The organism is Anaerotruncus sp. 80, from assembly GCF_009936115.1.
Lineage (GTDB): Bacteria > Bacillota > Clostridia > Peptostreptococcales > Anaerovoracaceae > Senimuribacter > Senimuribacter intestinalis.
This window is the reverse complement of record NZ_QWES01000022.1, coordinates 16,446-34,847: the sequence shown is the minus strand read 5'-3', so window position 1 is coordinate 34,847 and position 18,402 is coordinate 16,446. Positions and strand designations below refer to the sequence as shown.

Sequence of the window (18,402 nt, the reverse complement as noted above, 5' to 3'; positions counted from 1 at the left end):
TTTTCTGGTGCTATCATCGTATTTTTCAGAAATATAATACAAAACATAAAACATGGTTATGTGGATCTTTCTGTATAAACACAATAAAAGAAGAGGCTGTCTCAAACAAATGAGTCAGCCTCTTCACAAACAACATTCAAAGGATTGCCTACCTGCAGGAATCCATCTTATTTAGATTCACGCTTTTTTTCCACACATGCTATCATACCGGTAAGTGCCAGTAATGCAGTTGCAAGGATTGCCAACCAAGTAAGCATATTGCTCGTATCACCGGTTCTTGGAATCCACCAAGGAAGTTCATCCTCCTCATCGTCATTGGTCTTATTTCCGGCGTTTTGGTCTTCCTTGTTGTTGTCTTTAATCAGTTTGTCAATTTCACTTGGCGTTTTAACGTTTTCATCCGGCTTGCCATCTCCATCAGTATCGATGTTAGTATCCGGTTTGCCGTCTCCATCGATGTCGACATTAAGGTCAGGGATACCATCTCCATCGGTGTCAATATTAATATCTGGTTTGCCGTCTCCATCGGTGTCGATATTAAGATCTGGCTTGCCGTCTTTGTTAGTATCAATGTTGATATCCGGTTTGCCATCTCCATCAGTATCGATATCAATATCTGGTTTGCCATCTCCGTCGGTATCTTTGTTCACATCCGGTTTGCCGTCTCCATTGGTATCAACGTTGATATCCGGTTTGCCGTCTCCGTCAGTGTCGATATTGACATCCGGCTTGCCGTCTCCGTTGGTATCGATGTCGAGGTCTGGCTTGCCGTCTCCGTCGGTATCTTTGTTGATATCCGGTTTGCCATCTCCATTGGTATCAATATCTACATCTGGTTTGCCATCTCCGTCAGTATCCTTGTTAATATCCGGCTTGCCGTCTCCATCGGTATCAATGTTGATGTCTGGCTTGTCATCTCCGTTGGTATCAATGTCTACATCCGGTTTACCATCTCCATCAGTATCGATGTTAATGTCTGGTTTGCCGTCTCCGTCGGTATCCTTGTTAATATCCGGATTATCGTCTGGCTTATCGTCCGGTTCCTCTCCGCCTGGATTATCGTCCGAATCAATGATAATAAGAGAAGGTTTTTTCTTCAGTTTTACCTGCACTGTATGGTCTTTGTCCACAGCTTCAAAGGTCACATTTCCTGCATTCAGTAAATCTGGCCGCACCTCACCGTCAACAGTGACTTCTACAACTTTATATCCTTTACCGGCTTCCCAAGTCACAGTATGGTCTTCGCCCTTCTGTACCTGTCCAGTCGCCGTAATCGTACCTTCACCCTCGGCAACAGACGTTTCAACTACGCAGACCTGATCAGCATCCAGGCTGCTGCCATCTTCACGAACATAAACAACATGTACAGTATGGTTTACCGCAGCATCCTGAAAAGCAATCTCGCCTACATCTTTTAATGCCTCAGCATTTTCGCCGTCAATCCATACCTCTTTTACTTTCCAGCCATCTGCAGGTTTCCAGGAAACTGTATAATCGCCACCCTTTTTCAAGGTTTTTGCTTCACTGATACTTCCCAGACCTTCTGTTGACGTTGCAACACTGACAAAGCTTCCTCCCGCAGTCTCATCGTCATCTGCAGTACCTTCTTCAAAGCGAACCTGCACCTTATGATTTGCGTCTATGCTGACAAATTTGCAGCCATCTGCAGGCAGCAAATCATCACGAATGATTCCATCCACCATAACACTGCTCACACGCCAGCCTTCTGCAGGTTCCCAGGTGACTGTAGCATTCTCTTTATATTTATAGCTTTCAGAACTGCTGATAGTGCCCTGACCAGTCTTTGCAGTAGTAACATCATAAGTGTTCATCTTCCAGACCGCATAGGCAACAGTATCGTCTTTCAGCTTTGTATCTGCTGTAAAAGCATCAAAACGTTCCGGATTTGCCTTCGGGTCAGTAGACCAGCCCATGAAAGTATACCCTTTCATTTCCGGTGATTCTGGGAAGTTCTGCGCCGCATCATTTACACTTTGTCCAACCACATAAGGATAATCGTCTTTTTCTACCCGCGTTCCCCCAGTAGGTTCTGGATAGTTTTTATCATAAGCTAAAGTCAGTACCTCGCGCACGGTCAGCGTCTTACTGTTGACGATACAGCCGCCTTCTAAATTTCCAGACTTATACCACTCATACTGCAGCTTATAAACGCCCTTGTCCTTTTCTTCCGCACTACGCTGGTTCAGCAGAAGTTTCTGCAACTCTTCGTTGCTTTCAATATGCTGATCTTCATACTTTCCGGTTGCTTCATTCAGTTTGGATACCTTTACTATAACCTTACCACCCACAGTACCCGTACCAGTAAGTTCTGTGCCAACAGGAGTTCCTGTTTCATCATAGCCAAAGGTGGTATCATCCGCCGGATACGGCGTAGTCCTGATGCTTCCGGTGTCCACATCAGTCGCAGATCCCAGTGCGAAGATAACACTTTCTCTGTGGTCGTACTTGGTTGCTTCATCAGGCAAACGATTGTCTTTCTTAACATAAATGTATTGGTCTACCCCAGCGCTGCCATTGGCCAGTGAAATAACGGTTGTCGGCACCAGACGCATGAAGCGCTGTCCCACGATTTCTTCGCCGTTCTGCGGATTGGTGATGCCCGTGCTAACCGATACGTCAGTCCAGCCCACACCAGGCGCGAAGTTTGTTGTCTCATAAGTCTTCGGATCCAGCGTAATAACCGGCAGTCCGTTCATGTCCCCCGGTAACTGACAAGTGTAGCCATCGCGTGTCTCCCACGAAATATCGAAACCACTGCCGTCATAACCTGCCAACCTGTTGTTGGTCAGTGGGAACAATACAGAAATATTACGCACTGTATCATAATCGGTAGTACTGAAACCCTCCAATTCCTCCTGAGTCTTGTTCAGATTAGAAGGCTGTAGCAGTGCTGTGCATACAGACGCCGCGGAATATGCCTTTGCGATTGCTCTGTCTGTTTCATTACCGAAGCTTTCACTCGGATTAGTAAATACAGAAAGCTGCGGATATACACCGCTCTGATAAGTCCAGGTTCCGTCTGTACCGAATTCTTCCTTCATGGCATCGCCAATCATCTGTCCAGTCAGATAGCCAGTGATTCCAGCAAACGAATTATGGGTTAAAGTACCGATTGCATACTCGCCCATGCCAGACGTTTGCTTATCAAAGTAACAATTACTAAAAGTAGCAGCACCTGGATTATTTCCGCCGATACCTCCTAATGTTGAGCCGCTCGCTCCCGGCTTGGTCTTTGTCGTCCCTACCTCACCGGTACTGTAGCAGTTCTGTATTCTGGTATCTCCTGTAGCGCCTCCATAGAATCCTCCCATGGTGCTTGCCGTATTCTGCATACCGACCATGGAGGTGCTGTAACAGTTGATGCAAGTATCGGTATTCTGCTCATCTCTGCCAAAGAATCCACCTACATTGCTGCTTCCTTCTACAACGCCAGAGGCGAAACAGTTCTCAAAATGGTTTGCATAATGACCGATTCCATAGAATACGCCGCCGTCAGTATTGCAATATAGCTTAACATTCGTGAAGCAGTTCTCTATCCAGCAGTTGCCCGGACAGGATATAAAGCCTCCCGAATGCGATGATGTAGAAATATCATAGCTGTCAATAGAATAGCTATTGGTAATCTTATATCCAGAAACCGGACCTACAAAAGACCCAACACAGCTTGTCCCATAGGTTGTCACATTGCGCACATGGCACTGATCCATGTGTACAAAGAAACTATTTAAAGAGGTAGAGCCATCGCCATTCCATCCACTGACAATTCCGCCCGTATGCGCTGCTCCATGAACAATAGAATCCTCAACGGACACCTGCTTCATCTTGCCTGCAAGCAGCCAGCCAACCGCTACGCCCGAATACTGCCCGCTAGACTCTACATGACAGTATCGGAAACGAAGATTCTGCATCTTAAAATCTGCACTTCCTCTGTCTACAGTTGAAATCATACCCATCTTGCCAGATCCGGCAGTATACAGATTATAAATAGTATGTCCATTTCCTTCGATGGTGATGCTGCCTGGATCAGCAACCGGACTCCAATTGTTTGCAGGGTTGCGTCCGCCTAAGTCCACATCGTTTTTCAGTTCTAGAGACTTCTTGTTTACTAGCGCCCAGCGAAGCTGCGCCGCCGTATACACATCCACAAGTCCGTTGCCGTCTCCATCCGTCGCCTCCTGCATCGCATTAAGCGTCCATACCTCATCTGCAGGAACAGTGTTTCCCGCATTTGCTGTTTGAAGCGCATCAAACTCTGTTTTTCGTGCATTATAGACACGCTGTTGGTAAGCCCCCCAGCTTTCGCCCGGATTCATGATGATATCTGCCGCAAATACGCCCAGATTTCCACAAAGAATCAGCATCAAGCACAAAAAAACAATGCACTCTTTCTTTATTCTTTTCATAAAAAACCTCCTACCGCTTCCAAGCTGCCGCAAGCAGCTCGTTATCACCGCCTAATGGCGATTTTCTCGTTAGAATTTACAAAAGTATTATACCCCCCCCCGCACATTTTTGTCAAGCCTTCAAACGTGTATTTTCAAATGTTTTCAGGTTACGCAGATGTCAAGGTTTTTTTAGAAAATATTTTACAGCAAGTAAAAACGGGTTTAAATTCATTAAAATTTCGTTTAAAAAAATGAATTTATGTATAGGAATTCAAAAAAATAATTCATAACACGTAAAATGATAACTAACTTTATTTGAAGAGATTTTACAGATTCCATAAAAATGTATACTAAATAGAAGTCACATTTTAAGCCACTTCAAACGCATTCTGCTTATCCACTTATCCTACGGCGACTAAACTGCCTTCAGAACAATCCCTTGTTTTTTAAGTTCTTCAGCAAATCGTTCCGAAGCCGTAATTCCGTCAAAAATCTTCCTTGGATAATCATTAACCCATCGTTCGGCTTCTTTAACAGAATGGCAATTCACCGTCCGGTCAAAATCTGAACCCTTCGGAAATCGTCGTCGAACCATTTTGTTGTTACATTCATTACTTCCGCGTTCATGTGGAGAATTTGGATGGCAGAAGTAAATATCCGTCCTCTTTCCTTTACGATACAATGCCTGTTCCATGCTATTCCAATCAGAAAATTCACTGCCATTATCTACTGTAATCGTCTTAAATATCTGATAAAACGCTCTCCCCATGCGTTTCTCAATTCGGTTGATCGCTTTCCTTACTTCATCCGCAGTATGATATGATAGTTCTTCTATAATAGTCATACGTGTAACACGTTCAATCAGAACCAGTAAACATTTTCTATTAATTTGCTTTCCCAGAACACAGTCCCCTTCCCAATGTCCAAAAATTCCTCGTTCCTCAACCTCTTGCGGTCGATGTTCAATAGTTCTTTCCTCTTCCTTTTTTCTCGCAGAACATTCCCGATTCTTTTTTCTTTCGGCATCATGCCTCATGCGGTGATATCCACCTTCCGGCAAATCCAACCGTTTTAGTTTCCTAAAAAATCCCTGATCAATACCTTTATATATAGTATTAGGTGACAGAACCGGATCCGCAAACCCCTTTTCTTTATATTCGTTAGAAATCAGCACTGCCTCTGGTGAGCGATCCTTCTTCAAAATCGAGTTCTCAATATAGTCCCGCATTTCCGGATCCTTTAGAATTTTAGGCAGCGGTCCGGTCTTTCCCAAATGTTCACAATATTTCCGCTCTGCAATCTCTGCACTATACCTCATTTCAATGGTTAAATCCGTTCTAGTATACTCGTATTCCCCTCGGTGTATTTCATTATAAATTGTCGCTAAGCAGCAACCAACCGCATCCGCGATAACCTGCTTATGTATCCCTTTATTCAACATCCGTTCTATAGTCTGTCTTTCATCCCAGGTTAAATGATCTCCACTTTTTTTCTTTTCACTTTTGTTTCTACTCCGCATGGCCTGGTAGTATTCTGTACTTCCTGGTTCTGGTTTCTTTATACCCATATTTTCCTGTACCTTTCCCTTCATGTTTCATGCCAATTAATTTATCCTATATCCAATTATATCTGACCGACTGTCTCTTCGGTTCAAAAGTATTTTATACTAAGTATAACAGAAAATCATTACCATTCATTTCCAGATTTACTCTGCAGACAAAACTACACTTCAAATTGTGATTCCTTTTTAGCTGTAATCTCCTTTTGCAGCTGTTCATAATCCTCTTTATTCAGCCAATGTTCCAATGTGTCATCCAGACTCCTGCGCAGCCATGCCAATGCTTCACGTAACTGATAATTATCCGTACGGCAATAAGGTAAAATACGATGTCTTTGCTGTGGCGTTTCGATTCGATATAAAGCTGCAGCTGCATATTCGTTGCCCTTAGCTGCTGATTTCGCATACCATTCTCTTGCGCTGTTAATATCTCCACTCTGCTTTGCCAATGTCCCCAACTGGTACATCGCCAAAGTATTATCCAAATCTGCAGATGATCGAAGATATTCAACAGCCTTTTCATAGTTAATAGCTGTTCCCTGACCTCGAAGATACATCATGCCAACTCGATAGTTTAACATATCATCCTTAGGTTCCATCTGCAAAAATTCGTGCAACGCACTCTGATAGTATTGGTATGCCTTCTCTTCATTTACTCTTGTTCCAATTCCGTTTTCATAAAGGGCTCCTGCCTTGAATGCTGCAAACGCATTATCATGATCAGCTGCGCTAATAAAATAGCCCAATGCTTTTTCCTCATCTCCTACTACACCCTCACCTGAAAGATACAGTTTCCCCAGCTGGTACATCGCCAAGGCATTATCCAAATCTGCAGATGCTTGGAGATGTTCAACAGCCTTTTCATAGTCAATAGGTGTTCCTTTCCCATGAAGATACATCATGCCAATTCGGTAATATAATGTTTCATCTTTTTCTTCTACTTTCAAATACTGCTGCAAGGCTTTTTCGTAAAATGCATAGGATGCGTCCGAATCAGGCTGTACAATTTTCCCTTTCTCATAAATCTGCCCTAACTGATACATCGCATACATGTTCTCATTCTCCACAGCCTGCTTCAAATATTCAATTCCTTTTTCTACATTTTTCTCTGGATTCTCATCCATAAGATGCAGTCTTCCAAGCTGATAAATAGCAAGCTGATGATTTAACTCTGCAGCTTCATGTAAAAATGCTTCTGCAGATCTATAATCAACCGCAGTTCCACGGCCATTTAGATACATGGTTCCGATTCGGTACAGCATATTATCATCTTTTCCATCCTGTTTTAAAAATGCATAGAGTGCATCTGCATAATAGAAATATGCTTTTTCTACGTTTTTATCAGCCACTTCTCCCTGTTCATAAATTTGTCCTAATTTGTACTGTGCATACGGATTATTCAATTCTGCAGCATCTATGTAATAATTCAGCGCTATATCCACATTCCGCTCCACTCCATTGCCTTGCAGGTATAGTCCTCCTAACAAATACATGGCATAACTGTGTTCTTCATCTGCAGCTTCCTGCAAATAGATTGCCGCCTTTTTTGCATCTTTTTCAGTTCCCTGTCCATATAAATGTTGTTTTCCTATCCGGTAGGCACAATATCTAGGATTACTTTCATAGCAAGCCATGAATCCTTTCAACGCTTCTTCATAATATGACTGGGCCAGCTCTTCATCAGGATCCACACCACGTCCAAAATGATAGATATTTCCCAGTTCGCCTATAGCTAAGACATTACCATTTTGAGATAATTGCTGCAGTGTCTCCATCGCATCAGCATAATTATGGTCAACGTATATCAAATCTCGTGTTTCACTGTATCCGTCTTTCCAGTTAAGATAATATTCCTTTAACTTTTCTGGTTCAAACAACAACTCAGCTGCTACATCATCACAATCACCCAAAATTTCTTCCTGCAAATCCGGTTCCGGTGCTTTTTCCTGTTCTTCATTTTCCCGTGCGTCCTCTTGCCAGTCAGGTTCTAATGCCTCCGGCTCCGGCTCTGGCATCAGAATAGTCTCTTCCGTCTGCTTCACAGACTTATCATAATCTTTCAGTTGCCGTAAAATTGCATTTCCCATTCGGTAATATAGGTCATCCAGTTTATTCAGCATGTATGGATCATTATTCTCGCCATATGCTGCCTGGTATCGATTCTCTTGCAGCCTTAATTTAGCCTGTAGGATTTCAAAATCGCCCTCATGGTATTTCTTTATATATAGCTCTGTCAAATCGTCAATTTCTGTCCTTAGATGTGACATTGCACTGTTTCTGTAATTGCATACACCCTTGTTTTCCGGCAGCTTTTCATAAAGCGCAAGAAAACGGCTGCGAAATTCTTTATCATCATACAGTACATACTCTTTCATACTTTGTACCAACCTCTGACGGATTAAATTATTAATCTCGATATTCAATTCCTTGTCATTGACCAGCTCACTAACGATTGTACTTTTTGCCGTTTTTAGACTGCTTTCCCGAAACCGACCTACGTATTCTTCCTTTTCTACAATATTTCCTTTTTCATCCAAGATAGGTATCCGCTCCATCTTTCCTGTTTCTGGATTCAATTCTTTCTTATACTGCCATTTCCCATCCACCTGTACGACTTCGTACTGCTCATACCGCTTTTTCGGGCGCATCGGTACTGGCTCTACGGTACTGATATGCACATGAATATTGTCAGTATTGTAGTGAAACGATGCTGACCAAATACCGTTCTGCAATCCCTCTTTCTCCAGCATTTTATTGATTGCGCTTCTGGCCACATTCCGCATCCTTTTCTCATCCAAAATCTGCAGAGTGCTGTCATATACGCCCATCTGTGCAAGCCAGTCATTATCAAAAGACAGCACTGTTTGCCACATCAGGCTGCCTTTGTCCTGTGCATCTGTATATACTGTTTTTAGACTCTGTATCTCATCCTTGCTCAAATTATCCTTTTGTGCCGTAAAAAGACCTGATATTTTTTCTGGTTTTTCAAAATCCATGCCCAAGGACTTATCAGGATTTCCCATGTAGTCCATATATCCGGCAAAGATGTCATACTCCTCAATGTATTTCCTCCGCACCGCTTCCGGTCTATCAATATAAGAAATAAAACCTGCAAAGTATTTCTGATCCGGTCCGCAAAATGTCGTCACCACAACAACGCCCGGTGATTTATTACTCAATACTGCGCACTCCCTTCATCTATCAATTCTTCTAGCTTTGCAAAAATACGTTCGCAGCGTGTAACAAGTCTTTGGAGATTCTCCTGTTCTGCACGCTGCAACGCAAGTAAATCGGTTGCAAATGCCCTATATTTCTGGTCAAGGTTTTCCACTTCTGTACGCATTGCATAACCATCCATGAGCTGGCGCACAAGTTCTGACATACTGATATCTCTTTCCTTTGCTGCCTTTTTCAGCATGGTATGCGTACGTTCATCCACGTTTCTTACATAAATCGTTTTCACTTCTTAACGCCTCCTTGCTTTTGTCTGCGGTCATCTCTAAGTTGCTTCTCACGCTCTAGCTTGCGCTTCCACTGACGCTGGGATTCTTCTATCACTGGCGATGGTTCCCGGTCTGCAGGATAGCATGCAGTATATCCTCTTTCAATCAGGATTGTATTCACAGCGTCAAGGGTAAGCTGCACAACCTGCTCTGTTTGTCTTGCTGCAGCTCTGGTGCTTTCCAGGACTTCTGCATATCTCTCATAAATAATCTGGGCAAAACGCTCTTCCATGGATTGTCTCACATTATGCTGCAGGAGGATATATTCCAAAGCCGCCGTTTCTGATTTTAAATGCCTTTCTTCCATGACTTGATGGATGATTTCTAAGGACTTTTCTGATAAAATGTAATTTTTGCGTACCAAGTTAAGGGCTCCTTTCCGATTATTGCATACAGATGATTTCTGTATAATGAGGAAAAAGTGCAAGCGAGGAAAACCTCTGGCACTGCCAGAGTTGCACAGAATGTGCAAGCGGTTTTCCCTTATGCTCTTCCAGTATAAAAGAAAAAACGAGAGGACGAGTTTCCACCGATGAGGAATGCCCGAAGGACAGACGACTCTTCAGGTCCATGTCAGCACCCCCTCATCAAAAATTCCAGAAGCTGCTGCGTTAATACAATCTCCTTTTGAAATTGAGGACGTAGGATTACATTCCAGCGTCCGCCTTCCTCTACCGTTATAACCCCCACATGCTTGGCATCCTCTATCATTCTCCGATACCGATTCAGGATAATCTGCGCTTTTTCTTGAGGCATGACAATCCAGCTTTTATGGCAAAACTCCACATTGGCTTTTGCCTGTAAAATGACTTTTTTTACATCGTTTAATTTAAACTCAAATGCATTGATTTGATACCTTTCTTGGAACTTTTCGATGGTCATCAAATCCACATCACCATAGCGCATGGGTGCTTCAAACTGATGGTAAATCGCTCTGCCTGAATAGTTATAATTCTCCCAAAATCTATCTCGTAACTCCTGTTCTGTTAAAAACATTTTTCTTTCCTTTCCTACTAAATAGCCGGAGCAATGCTCCGGCTAAAAATTTCAAGATACAAGTTTCCATATGCCACGGTCTTTTTTCTGAAAGTCGCTGTGTAAATATAGCGTCTGCCTGACCTTTTCTTTCCAATGCGGATTTCTTTCGCTTTACACCCTAATCTATTCAATATATCCTGCTCTATGCAAAGCAAGAAAGCTATCCTTTTCTCCCGTGATAATGTGGTCAAGGACTTTGATTCCTACTAATTTCAATGCTTCTGAAAGTCTCACTGTAGTTTCAATATCTGCTTCACTCGGGGTTACATCTCCACTGGGATGGTTATGCAGCAAGATAACAGCTGCTGCATTAGCCATAACTGCAAATTTTATAACCTCTCTTGGATGTACCGTAGTTGTAGATAAACTCCCAATCGCAACCACATTATACCCAATTACCCTAGCTTTTGAATTTAAGGCAATTACAATGAACTTTTCTCTGTCCCATGTATGCGCCTGAAGACCGTGAAATGCAAAATCAGCAACATTCTCACTGCAATCTAACATAACGTCATAATCCTGTTCCCACTCAATGCTTTCCTGTACCAACAATTCAAATTTCTTTACTACCATGTTTCCACTCCTTTTCTTGTTTCTGTGAGTACCTTGCGGTGTTCACTTTTGATAGGTGTGAAAAGAGGACGCCGCAGGCGGCCCACTGGAAAGAGCAGAGGCATAGGGGGCAAACCTGCCGGTGGAGATTTGCCCTTAGGGCAAATACAACCGCTTGCCCCTTGCCGATGGGACTGGAAGTGATATAATAAGCAACCAAAAGTGAACAGAAAAATCAGAAGGTTTCCGATCAGGAAAGCTACTGTTTACAAAAATCAGAGGAACCGCTTCATTTTATCCAAGCAGTTCCTTCATTCATTTAAGTGATTCAACCTTAGCTTTTTTCTTCCTCATACTCAAAGTCAAAAACCGTCACCATTACATAAAGTTTTTCTTTTTCCTTATTGTAATTATTTTCTACTTTTCCCGCCTTAATTACAATTCGGTCTTTGTCCTTAAGACCCAATGCCTTCTCATAGGCTTCACCCACAAACCTTGTACGCCACGAGCAGTATCTAGCTTTATCATTCTGATTCTTTCCTTCATAAGTGCTAATATTAGCAATCACAGTGTCTTTACGTCCATCTTCCTTTTTGGGTTCAAAAACTGTTGCATTTATTGTTTCAATCTTCATATTTTCCTTCTTTCTCCCCGTCAAGCCGGTAGGTCAGCTGCATTTCTTTAGTACAGTATAGTCGTCCTATTCTTCATCTTCGGTATGTGCATACAGCACATCATAACCTTCATTGATTGCCATCATCTCAGCTTCTTCTGCGGTTTCTGCAAACTCGCTTGCAAAACCATCATTGCCGTCTGCAACTTCAACTATGTACCATTTGTACATTTTTTCCTCCTTCCGTATCTTTTCTTTTAAAGTTCCTTAGTTCGAGGCTTACTCTTTCTTTGTGTTTTTACTGCATTTTCTTAAGCCATAGCACTTTAGGATATGTTCATCAGTTACCGCTGTTGCTCCCATCTGTTTAGGTTTCGACGTACATGGTAATAGATCCTTTTCTGTAATCTTTCTAAAAGGGGTGATATAAATCAACCTAGTGCTTCCATCCATCATCTCTAGCATATAATGATTTGGAAATCTGTTCGTATTATATATTTCTTTAATCTCAATCCCATAATTTGCGTAAATTTCAACTGTATTCATGCTATCTCCTCTCTACCAGGGATATTCCGCCCTGGCTCGGCTGTCTCACATTTTGCTTTCCTGGCTTCCTTATAGCGTTTTTCTGCGTCTTGCCCGTTTTCTGCAATGCATTGTATCAACAATAGCACATAGGATAAGAGCTGCAAATGCACTCCACAGAAGCCAGAACCTTGTTACCAACAGTATCAAGATTCCGTCCATCCTGTTATCCTCCTTTCTCCGGCATCGCCGCCGGTACCTTCTGACCAGCCCCGGCTGATCACTTTTGATAGTTGCGAAAAGAGGACGCCGCAGGCGGCCCACTGGAAAGAGCAGAGGCACAGGGGGCAGACTTGCCGGTGGAGATTTGCCCTAAGGGCAAATACAACCGCTCGCCCCTTGCCGATGGGACTGGAAGTGATATAATGAGCAACCAAAAGTGGTCAGATAGATAAAAAACTTCGTGAAGTTTCCTTTTTTATCAGGGCTGCTATTTGCTGCCCTGATTTCCGGACGAAGGCTGCATCCTTCGTCCGGCGCTTTTTCATATAGGCTTTTTCATTTTCAGAGCATTGAGAGGATTTCTCCCCTCTTACTCATATTAGCCTTTCCCTATGCGATTCTGACTGTCATTGTTTGGCTATCGTAGAAGTAAACAGTATCTGACAGATAAATATCTGGCTCAATTACTGTTCTATTGAATTCCCAAAGTGCTACCTCCAATGTTTCTTTGTTCCATTTACTTGCCGGCATAATGATGAGTTCATGAATAGAGGAAGGTATAATATAAAAATCTCCCTTTATTCTTTCTGCGATTTGCCCCAATCTTTCTGTATCCAAAAGAATTATCGCACCATATATAAAGCTGGAAGATACGAAAATCATATCAATCTTGTCCTCACTAGCCATTATTTTTTCTTTAATTGGCAAAATACGACTCAGATTTCGCCTTGCCATTTGATAGAGTTCCTCCTCTTCCATGCCCATATCACCTGCCAGACCATTTGTTACCAGTGCCGAACTTTCATCTTCAAACATGACACGATAGATGATAACCAGGTCGAGATACTCTCTATGTGGTATATTTTTCAGCATCTCCCTGTTTTTATCCGCATTTACTAGTTGACACATAACCAGTTCCTTTAATTTAGTCTTATCCTCTAGATTGCTTGGAAATTCCTGCGCAATCTTCAAGCTGGATGTGAGAATGTCCCAAAATTTTCTTAACACAGTCTCTATGATATCCTTTTTCGAATAATCACCTTTCTCCATTTCCTCATGGTATGTAATGTACATATCTTGTACATATACCATGGGCTGACATGATGGATTCTGCTTTTTTCCAAGACTTACGTAGTCCAACTGCTGGTTGACTTTGTAGTTCTGTCCTTTCGACAGAATATAATCTTGCTCCTTTGCCTTCTCCTGCATCCATTTCATCACCTCTGTCTTAAATTCTTCAAAACTCTTCATATTTTCCTCCATTTCCGCCTATCAGGCTTTTAAAATTAGCACGCCTGCACTGTAAGCACTGTCGTGCTGTTCACTTGATAGTTGCGAAAGAAGGACGCCGTAGGCGACCCGCCGTAGTGAGATGAGGCAATGGGGGCAGACTTGCCGGTGGAGAAAAATCCATGATTTTTACAACCGCTCGCCCCTTGTCGAAACGAATGAAGGTGATAAAATGAGCAACCAAGTGAACAGACAAAAGAAAAATACTTCAAGAAGTTTCATATAATAAAAAAGACCGGCAAGGGCCAGCCTTACCGGAAATTGAACTCATATTTGTTATGTTCTTTGTATTCCAGCGTTAAGATGGTTCTTGCCGGATCATTGAGCTTAAATTCTATATGGGCAACATCCTTTTTATAATCCATAGTGACGATTTGCGTGCAGGTTGCCTTTGTGACATCCATGTAGAAATCATACTCTACAAGAAAATTCACCATTTCCTCCTGCAGCTTTTCCACATTACCGTCCAGATACAAATCCAGAATCTCATCTGTAATAACAATTCTCAGTCCCATGACTGTTTTAGCTTTCTCTTTGTCTATTTCTTCTTCGCCGCTGGCATCTGCATTAATTTCATCAATCAGTGCTTGTCGCATCTCCTTGTCAATTTGTTCTGTCTGATCAGCGCTATCTGATAATTGTTTTTCTGCATCACTATCATCTGAAAACAAGAAATACAATCCTGTTCCTGCAATAAGGATAATGCCAAGAATTACAGCCATAATACCAATCTTCCGCTGTGTTCGTTCATTATTCATATCAAAGTCAAACTTCATTCACCGTTCTCCTCCCTGAAAGACTTTTCTCCATCTTCACAATATCCTGTTGCATAACACAATCTACGGTCTCTTTGTAAATGCCCTCTGTTATCTTTCCATCAATTACTTTCTGGATTGCCTGATATATACGGCTATAGATGTCCATGTTGTGCAAAGGCTGTGGCAAATACTGCAGCATACTTTTATCAATTTCTCGTATCTTATAGCCTTTGCCTTCCCTAATTACGTACCTGCAAGCACTCAGTTTTCCCATAATACTTGTAATTTCCTCTTGACTTCCTGCAGCATAAATTCTGAGCAAGCGCACCAAGCTATCTGCTGTATGCAGCTTTTGAGTCTGTATATCTGTGCCCATGTTCACTACTTGAGCTGGATCCGGAACGTACAAAGACAACTGTCTGCGAATAAGCGTGTCCAACACTAACTTCTGCTTTTCATTCTGAATTTCTGCGTATAGGGCGTTAAAACCTGGTACATTGAGAACCCATATGCCACACTGAGTATCAGTATTTTTCCAAATGTATGGTGGTAAATCGCGATACTGATACTGCAGCGCCTGTTTCTGCCATGGTGTACCCGTCAGACTATCTAGTTGTAAAATCCGTTCAGCCATGCTCTCCATTAAACCGTCTCCCACCGCCATTGGCCAGGAGATTACCCCTGCAGCATAAAAATCAAAAAGAATTTCGGTTAAATCTGCCTGAGAAATCTGTCCGTCAAGCGCACAGAACAGTTCCAGATAGCTATACGGTTTAGGAGTCGTATTCCCCCATTCCGACATGTTTATGACGGATTGTGCATCCTGCTGCTTTGCGATGGCTGCAAGTAGCGGAAATATTTCCGGATCATAACGTAAATCTACACCATAATCCTGTAAACACCTTGTATAAGTCGCAGTCATGTTATTACAGATCCACTGTTTCAAGGCAAATCTTACCGTATCAGCTTCTTGCACATCAAAGGAGTAGACTTGATCCGTATCCCAGTCAGCCGTCATAAGGTCGCATCTATAAACCATTTTCCCTGTAAGCTTTGCCTTCTTGGCAAGGCCATCAAAGCGCACAGCACCGCTGTACCCTGGTTCAAATGCGTTATAATACTGCACGCCGATAGCATTTTCAATTTTTTTGAGAGCGATATATGCGGGATCCGCAATTATGCTTTTTTCCAGAATAATTTCTTTATCAAAATACAATAGGCGTGTTATTGCGTTTTCATCTATTTTTTCATATACCCCTCGCTTTAACTGTAATTGTAGTTTGCTGATGAGCATTCGTTTCACTTGTGGGTGATCCACAAGATATATTTTTACGATTTTTGGCATCATGCACCTCCTTTAAAGCCCTGCACGATGTACTCCCATGCTTCCAATGTCACTTTAAGCACTTCTTCACGGCATGCAGGAAACGTCCAGGCAACAACGCCTGTTGCAGCAAGTACCGCAATGCTAATCGTTGCAGCTACTCTTGCAGTAAGACCAAGGGCATAAAAAATATAATGCACGGTGTTATTCGTTACCTTAACTTCAACCTGATGGGTTTCATCTTCGATTCCATATTTTTCTTTCAGTTGTTCCTGCTCCTGTCGCTCCTGCACAAGATTAGCCTTTTTTCCGTACAAACTCATGCTTTCACCTTCTTTCTAAATGCAAACCGCTTTTTCTGCAGCTTGGCTTCCGCCAGCTCTTCTATCACTTTTTCCTCCAGTGGCAACAGTTTTGCATACATTTTTACGTCACTAAATACAAATGGATTCGGCGTATAGCCCGTAAAAACAATGGGACGATTACCACCTGCGGCTGTGAGCAACCGCAAGGCATCGTTCCTATCATCGTTGCCCTCCGGCATGAATGATAGAATCACGCTGCAGGAGGCATAAGGCGGAAGACCAATAATCCGTTCCAGCGCATCATACTCCTGCACTTTACCTCCACCCACCAGAATTTTGACGTCATCCTTAATATATGCCGTGCGATCAAAATCTCGGTCAAAGACAGCGCCGTAATCATAAACATAATAGTCATAGATTTCTTGCGCTTCTGTCAGTGCTTCCTGACTTTCATATAGATCCACCCCACCATAAACCACGGCGGGACCTTTGCGCTCGTCATACCACGCTGCACATTTTTCCACATAAGATACAGCCCTGACTTTGCCGCTGCGATGGGACAGGTCAAAATACTGTGTCTGATTCAGCTGGACATAACAGGCAGTATAGCCTAAAAGCTGTAGATACTTCACGCACTGGATTGCTTGGGTTGTTGTGCCGATGCGGCACTGGGTTCCTGCAAAGCCGATGCTGCGGAAGTTGTCAATTCTTGCTTGTGCTTCTGCCTGAACACGCTCCATTTCTTCAACTTCTTTGCGTGTATTTACGTCATAGTACCCTCCCATGTTCTTTTGCAGCTGATCCTTCAGGTCTGCTGCAGAGCCGTAAAAAATAAAGTTTTTTATGTCTTTAGCAAGCAGCGCCTGCGGTAGAGCTGCACCTGGTAAAAACGACGGCATATATATAATCGGTTTGGCATTTAATGTCCGGGCCGTTCCGGCGATTTCCGATGCTATTTCCTCAGCGCTGTCAATATAGCTGTCAACATCATAAATCAGAATACTGACGGGATTTTTTCCGTATCCTGCATAAGCTAAAATATCATTGGTCGTCCGTTTAATATGGGCGTTTGCATCAATTTGCATATAAGCATATTCCCGCTCACGGGCAACTTCTTCGGCAAAGTATCCTGCAACTGGACTTCCTATAAATACAATATTTTCCATGGATCGTTTCACCTCCCTCTAATATGTAGACTTTAACTTTTCCTGCAGATTAATCTGTTCCTGCAGCTGGCGGATTTCTCTCTTTGCATTTTCTTGTTCACTTTTTGCTGCAGAAGCTTCGCTTTGTAAAGATGATATCATGGTCAGTGTATCTGCCTGTTCGCTTTCAGTCTGATAAATTTGCTCTTTCTCTAATTCTTTTATCCTTTTCTCTGCATTAGATATCGTCGTTTTCAATGATTCAATATCCACAAGATGCTGATCAATTTGTGCATTGTAACCCGCTATTCTAATGTCGCATGCCATTTTTCTGTAGGCTCTCTCATTCATTCCTTCCCTTATTTGCATGTTTCCAATCGCTGCTTTTGAGGTATACATTCTAATCGTATCAAAGGTCACCTCCTCCGGATTAACCTCCTCCGGCAGTTTTATACGTAAAGATATTTCGGTCCACCTGCTTGGCACATCATTGATACAAAGCACCACAAAGTCTGGTGCCTGGCAGACTACATCTACATCCAGCTGCCCTTTGTTAATGTCCACTGCCTCAAATGCATACGTGTCAATACCATCGGCTGACCCGTTTGTGATATCTAATATAATCTCCTGCTTCGCAGTCTCCTGGTCCCACGTCCATGACAATAGCGTAACCTTACGGTCATTCTTTTCAACTGTACTGCCAATCTTCGTGACCTGGATATCCTCATAAGCCGGCGGCATCCAAAAATTAGACGTGTAAAAGAAAAAATATCCACCGATAAACAAAATAAAGATGCTTACCAGCAGTCGGTTGCCACTCCTTTTTATCTTTGCATTGCGTTCTTCTACCACCTTGTCATTTATATTTCCCATTATTCAATCTCCATGTCGAAGTTCTTGCGTGTTTCTTTCATAGCAGCAATTTGCGTTTTTTCTTTCTCCAATTTAAAGTATCTAACGGGGATATCCGCTTCCCGCGCTGCCATCAGCGTTGCAAACTGCGCATCCAACAGACTGTCATCCGGTTGTTTTTCTATTAAAATATAGTCTGCTTCCTGCAGATTATCTGTGTAAATAATGTGCCACTGTTTTGCCATCGCCAGTTTAATTTTTTTCTTCATTTCATCTTTTGCCGATATGTAAACTTTTCCTTCCATCTATGA

Annotated in this window: 18 protein-coding genes; 1 reads left to right on the top strand and 17 read right to left on the bottom strand. The window is 42.5% G+C overall.

Annotated features, from left to right (window positions below):
* Positions 1-167 precede the first annotated feature (167 nt).
* The 10 genes from D1155_RS15595 to D1155_RS11685 all read right to left on the bottom strand — a co-directional run bounded on the left by D1155_RS15595 (position 168) and on the right by D1155_RS11685 (position 12,216).
* Positions 168-4,424, bottom strand: a complete 4,257-nt coding sequence (locus tag D1155_RS15595; protein ID WP_201759592.1) for a hypothetical protein — start codon at positions 4,422-4,424, stop codon at positions 168-170.
* 397 nt (positions 4,425-4,821) lie between these two features.
* Positions 4,822-5,997 (bottom strand): IS30 family transposase, encoded by a 1,176-nt coding sequence (locus tag D1155_RS11725; protein ID WP_160202601.1) that lies wholly within the window; start codon positions 5,995-5,997, stop codon positions 4,822-4,824.
* A 131-nt stretch (positions 5,998-6,128) separates the two neighbouring features.
* Positions 6,129-9,143, bottom strand: coding sequence for a MobP2 family relaxase (gene mobP2, locus D1155_RS11720; RefSeq protein ID WP_160202600.1), 3,015 nt, complete (start codon positions 9,141-9,143; stop codon positions 6,129-6,131).
* The gene (locus D1155_RS11715; protein ID WP_160202599.1) at positions 9,140-9,427 is read right to left on the bottom strand and encodes a hypothetical protein; all 288 of its coding nucleotides are present in this window, start codon (positions 9,425-9,427) and stop codon (positions 9,140-9,142) included. The genes mobP2 and D1155_RS11715 overlap by 4 nt, the downstream gene beginning before the upstream one ends.
* Positions 9,424-9,831 carry a hypothetical protein gene (locus D1155_RS11710; RefSeq protein WP_207709530.1) on the bottom strand — a complete coding sequence of 136 codons (408 nt, stop codon included), beginning with the start codon at positions 9,829-9,831 and terminating at the stop codon, positions 9,424-9,426. The genes D1155_RS11715 and D1155_RS11710 overlap by 4 nt, the downstream gene beginning before the upstream one ends.
* A 209-nt stretch (positions 9,832-10,040) precedes the next feature.
* Positions 10,041-10,463: a hypothetical protein gene (locus tag D1155_RS11705; RefSeq protein WP_160202597.1), complete on the bottom strand. Its 423-nt coding sequence runs from the start codon at positions 10,461-10,463 to the stop codon at positions 10,041-10,043.
* Between the two features lie 165 nt (positions 10,464-10,628).
* The gene (locus tag D1155_RS11700) at positions 10,629-11,078 is read right to left on the bottom strand and encodes a JAB domain-containing protein (protein WP_160202596.1); all 450 of its coding nucleotides are present in this window, start codon (positions 11,076-11,078) and stop codon (positions 10,629-10,631) included.
* Positions 11,079-11,391: 313 nt separating this feature from the next.
* Positions 11,392-11,691 (bottom strand): hypothetical protein, encoded by a 300-nt coding sequence (locus D1155_RS11695; protein WP_160202595.1) that lies wholly within the window; start codon positions 11,689-11,691, stop codon positions 11,392-11,394.
* Between the two features lie 66 nt (positions 11,692-11,757).
* Positions 11,758-11,901 (bottom strand): hypothetical protein, encoded by a 144-nt coding sequence (locus D1155_RS11690; protein ID WP_160202594.1) that lies wholly within the window; start codon positions 11,899-11,901, stop codon positions 11,758-11,760.
* 48 nt (positions 11,902-11,949) lie between these two features.
* Positions 11,950-12,216 carry a hypothetical protein gene (locus D1155_RS11685; RefSeq protein WP_160202593.1) on the bottom strand — a complete coding sequence of 89 codons (267 nt, stop codon included), beginning with the start codon at positions 12,214-12,216 and terminating at the stop codon, positions 11,950-11,952.
* Positions 12,217-12,488: 272 nt separating this feature from the next.
* Here D1155_RS11685 and D1155_RS15675 point away from each other — a divergent pair, with 272 nt between their 5' ends.
* The gene (locus D1155_RS15675; RefSeq protein WP_207709529.1) at positions 12,489-12,650 is read left to right on the top strand and encodes a hypothetical protein; all 162 of its coding nucleotides are present in this window, start codon (positions 12,489-12,491) and stop codon (positions 12,648-12,650) included.
* A 157-nt stretch (positions 12,651-12,807) separates the two neighbouring features.
* Here D1155_RS15675 and D1155_RS11680 read toward each other — a convergent pair whose 3' ends face one another.
* From D1155_RS11680 to D1155_RS11650, 7 genes are all read right to left on the bottom strand, one after another.
* Positions 12,808-13,668: a DUF5688 family protein gene (locus tag D1155_RS11680; RefSeq protein ID WP_160202592.1), complete on the bottom strand. Its 861-nt coding sequence runs from the start codon at positions 13,666-13,668 to the stop codon at positions 12,808-12,810.
* 290 nt (positions 13,669-13,958) lie between these two features.
* Complete coding sequence (locus D1155_RS11675; RefSeq protein ID WP_160202591.1) at positions 13,959-14,483, bottom strand: hypothetical protein; 525 nt, start codon at positions 14,481-14,483, stop codon at positions 13,959-13,961.
* Positions 14,473-15,810: a hypothetical protein gene (locus D1155_RS11670; protein ID WP_160202590.1), complete on the bottom strand. Its 1,338-nt coding sequence runs from the start codon at positions 15,808-15,810 to the stop codon at positions 14,473-14,475. Before D1155_RS11670 ends, D1155_RS11675 begins: the two co-directional genes overlap by 11 nt.
* Positions 15,810-16,112: a hypothetical protein gene (locus D1155_RS11665; RefSeq protein ID WP_160202589.1), complete on the bottom strand. Its 303-nt coding sequence runs from the start codon at positions 16,110-16,112 to the stop codon at positions 15,810-15,812. Before D1155_RS11665 ends, D1155_RS11670 begins: the two co-directional genes overlap by 1 nt.
* Complete coding sequence (locus tag D1155_RS11660; RefSeq protein WP_160202588.1) at positions 16,109-17,260, bottom strand: hypothetical protein; 1,152 nt, start codon at positions 17,258-17,260, stop codon at positions 16,109-16,111. Before D1155_RS11660 ends, D1155_RS11665 begins: the two co-directional genes overlap by 4 nt.
* An 18-nt stretch (positions 17,261-17,278) precedes the next feature.
* Complete coding sequence (locus tag D1155_RS11655) at positions 17,279-18,112, bottom strand: hypothetical protein (protein WP_160202587.1); 834 nt, start codon at positions 18,110-18,112, stop codon at positions 17,279-17,281.
* Positions 18,112-18,396, bottom strand: coding sequence for a hypothetical protein (locus D1155_RS11650; RefSeq protein WP_160202586.1), 285 nt, complete (start codon positions 18,394-18,396; stop codon positions 18,112-18,114). The genes D1155_RS11655 and D1155_RS11650 overlap by 1 nt, the downstream gene beginning before the upstream one ends.
* Positions 18,397-18,402: the final 6 nt, after the last annotated feature.

Excerpts from the sequence above, each read along its gene's own strand:
- D1155_RS11685 (WP_160202593.1), bottom strand. The coding sequence starts at position 12,216 with ATGAATACAGTTGAAATTTACGCAAATTATGGGATTGAGATTAAAGAA.
- D1155_RS11700 (WP_160202596.1), bottom strand. The coding sequence starts at position 11,078 with ATGGTAGTAAAGAAATTTGAATTGTTGGTACAGGAAAGCATTGAGTGG.
- D1155_RS11665 (WP_160202589.1), bottom strand. The coding sequence starts at position 16,112 with ATGAGTTTGTACGGAAAAAAGGCTAATCTTGTGCAGGAGCGACAGGAG.
- D1155_RS11725 (WP_160202601.1), bottom strand. The coding sequence starts at position 5,997 with ATGAAGGGAAAGGTACAGGAAAATATGGGTATAAAGAAACCAGAACCA.
- D1155_RS11660 (WP_160202588.1), bottom strand. The coding sequence starts at position 17,260 with ATGGAAAATATTGTATTTATAGGAAGTCCAGTTGCAGGATACTTTGCC.
- D1155_RS11675 (WP_160202591.1), bottom strand. The coding sequence starts at position 14,483 with ATGAAGTTTGACTTTGATATGAATAATGAACGAACACAGCGGAAGATT.
- D1155_RS11705 (WP_160202597.1), bottom strand. The coding sequence starts at position 10,463 with ATGTTTTTAACAGAACAGGAGTTACGAGATAGATTTTGGGAGAATTAT.
- D1155_RS11695 (WP_160202595.1), bottom strand. The coding sequence starts at position 11,691 with ATGAAGATTGAAACAATAAATGCAACAGTTTTTGAACCCAAAAAGGAA.
- D1155_RS11680 (WP_160202592.1), bottom strand. The coding sequence starts at position 13,668 with ATGAAGAGTTTTGAAGAATTTAAGACAGAGGTGATGAAATGGATGCAG.
- D1155_RS11655 (WP_160202587.1), bottom strand. The coding sequence starts at position 18,112 with ATGGGAAATATAAATGACAAGGTGGTAGAAGAACGCAATGCAAAGATA.
- D1155_RS11650 (WP_160202586.1), bottom strand. The coding sequence starts at position 18,396 with ATGGAAGGAAAAGTTTACATATCGGCAAAAGATGAAATGAAGAAAAAA.
- D1155_RS11670 (WP_160202590.1), bottom strand. The coding sequence starts at position 15,810 with ATGCCAAAAATCGTAAAAATATATCTTGTGGATCACCCACAAGTGAAA.
- D1155_RS15595 (WP_201759592.1), bottom strand. The coding sequence starts at position 4,424 with ATGAAAAGAATAAAGAAAGAGTGCATTGTTTTTTTGTGCTTGATGCTG.
- D1155_RS11690 (WP_160202594.1), bottom strand. The coding sequence starts at position 11,901 with ATGTACAAATGGTACATAGTTGAAGTTGCAGACGGCAATGATGGTTTT.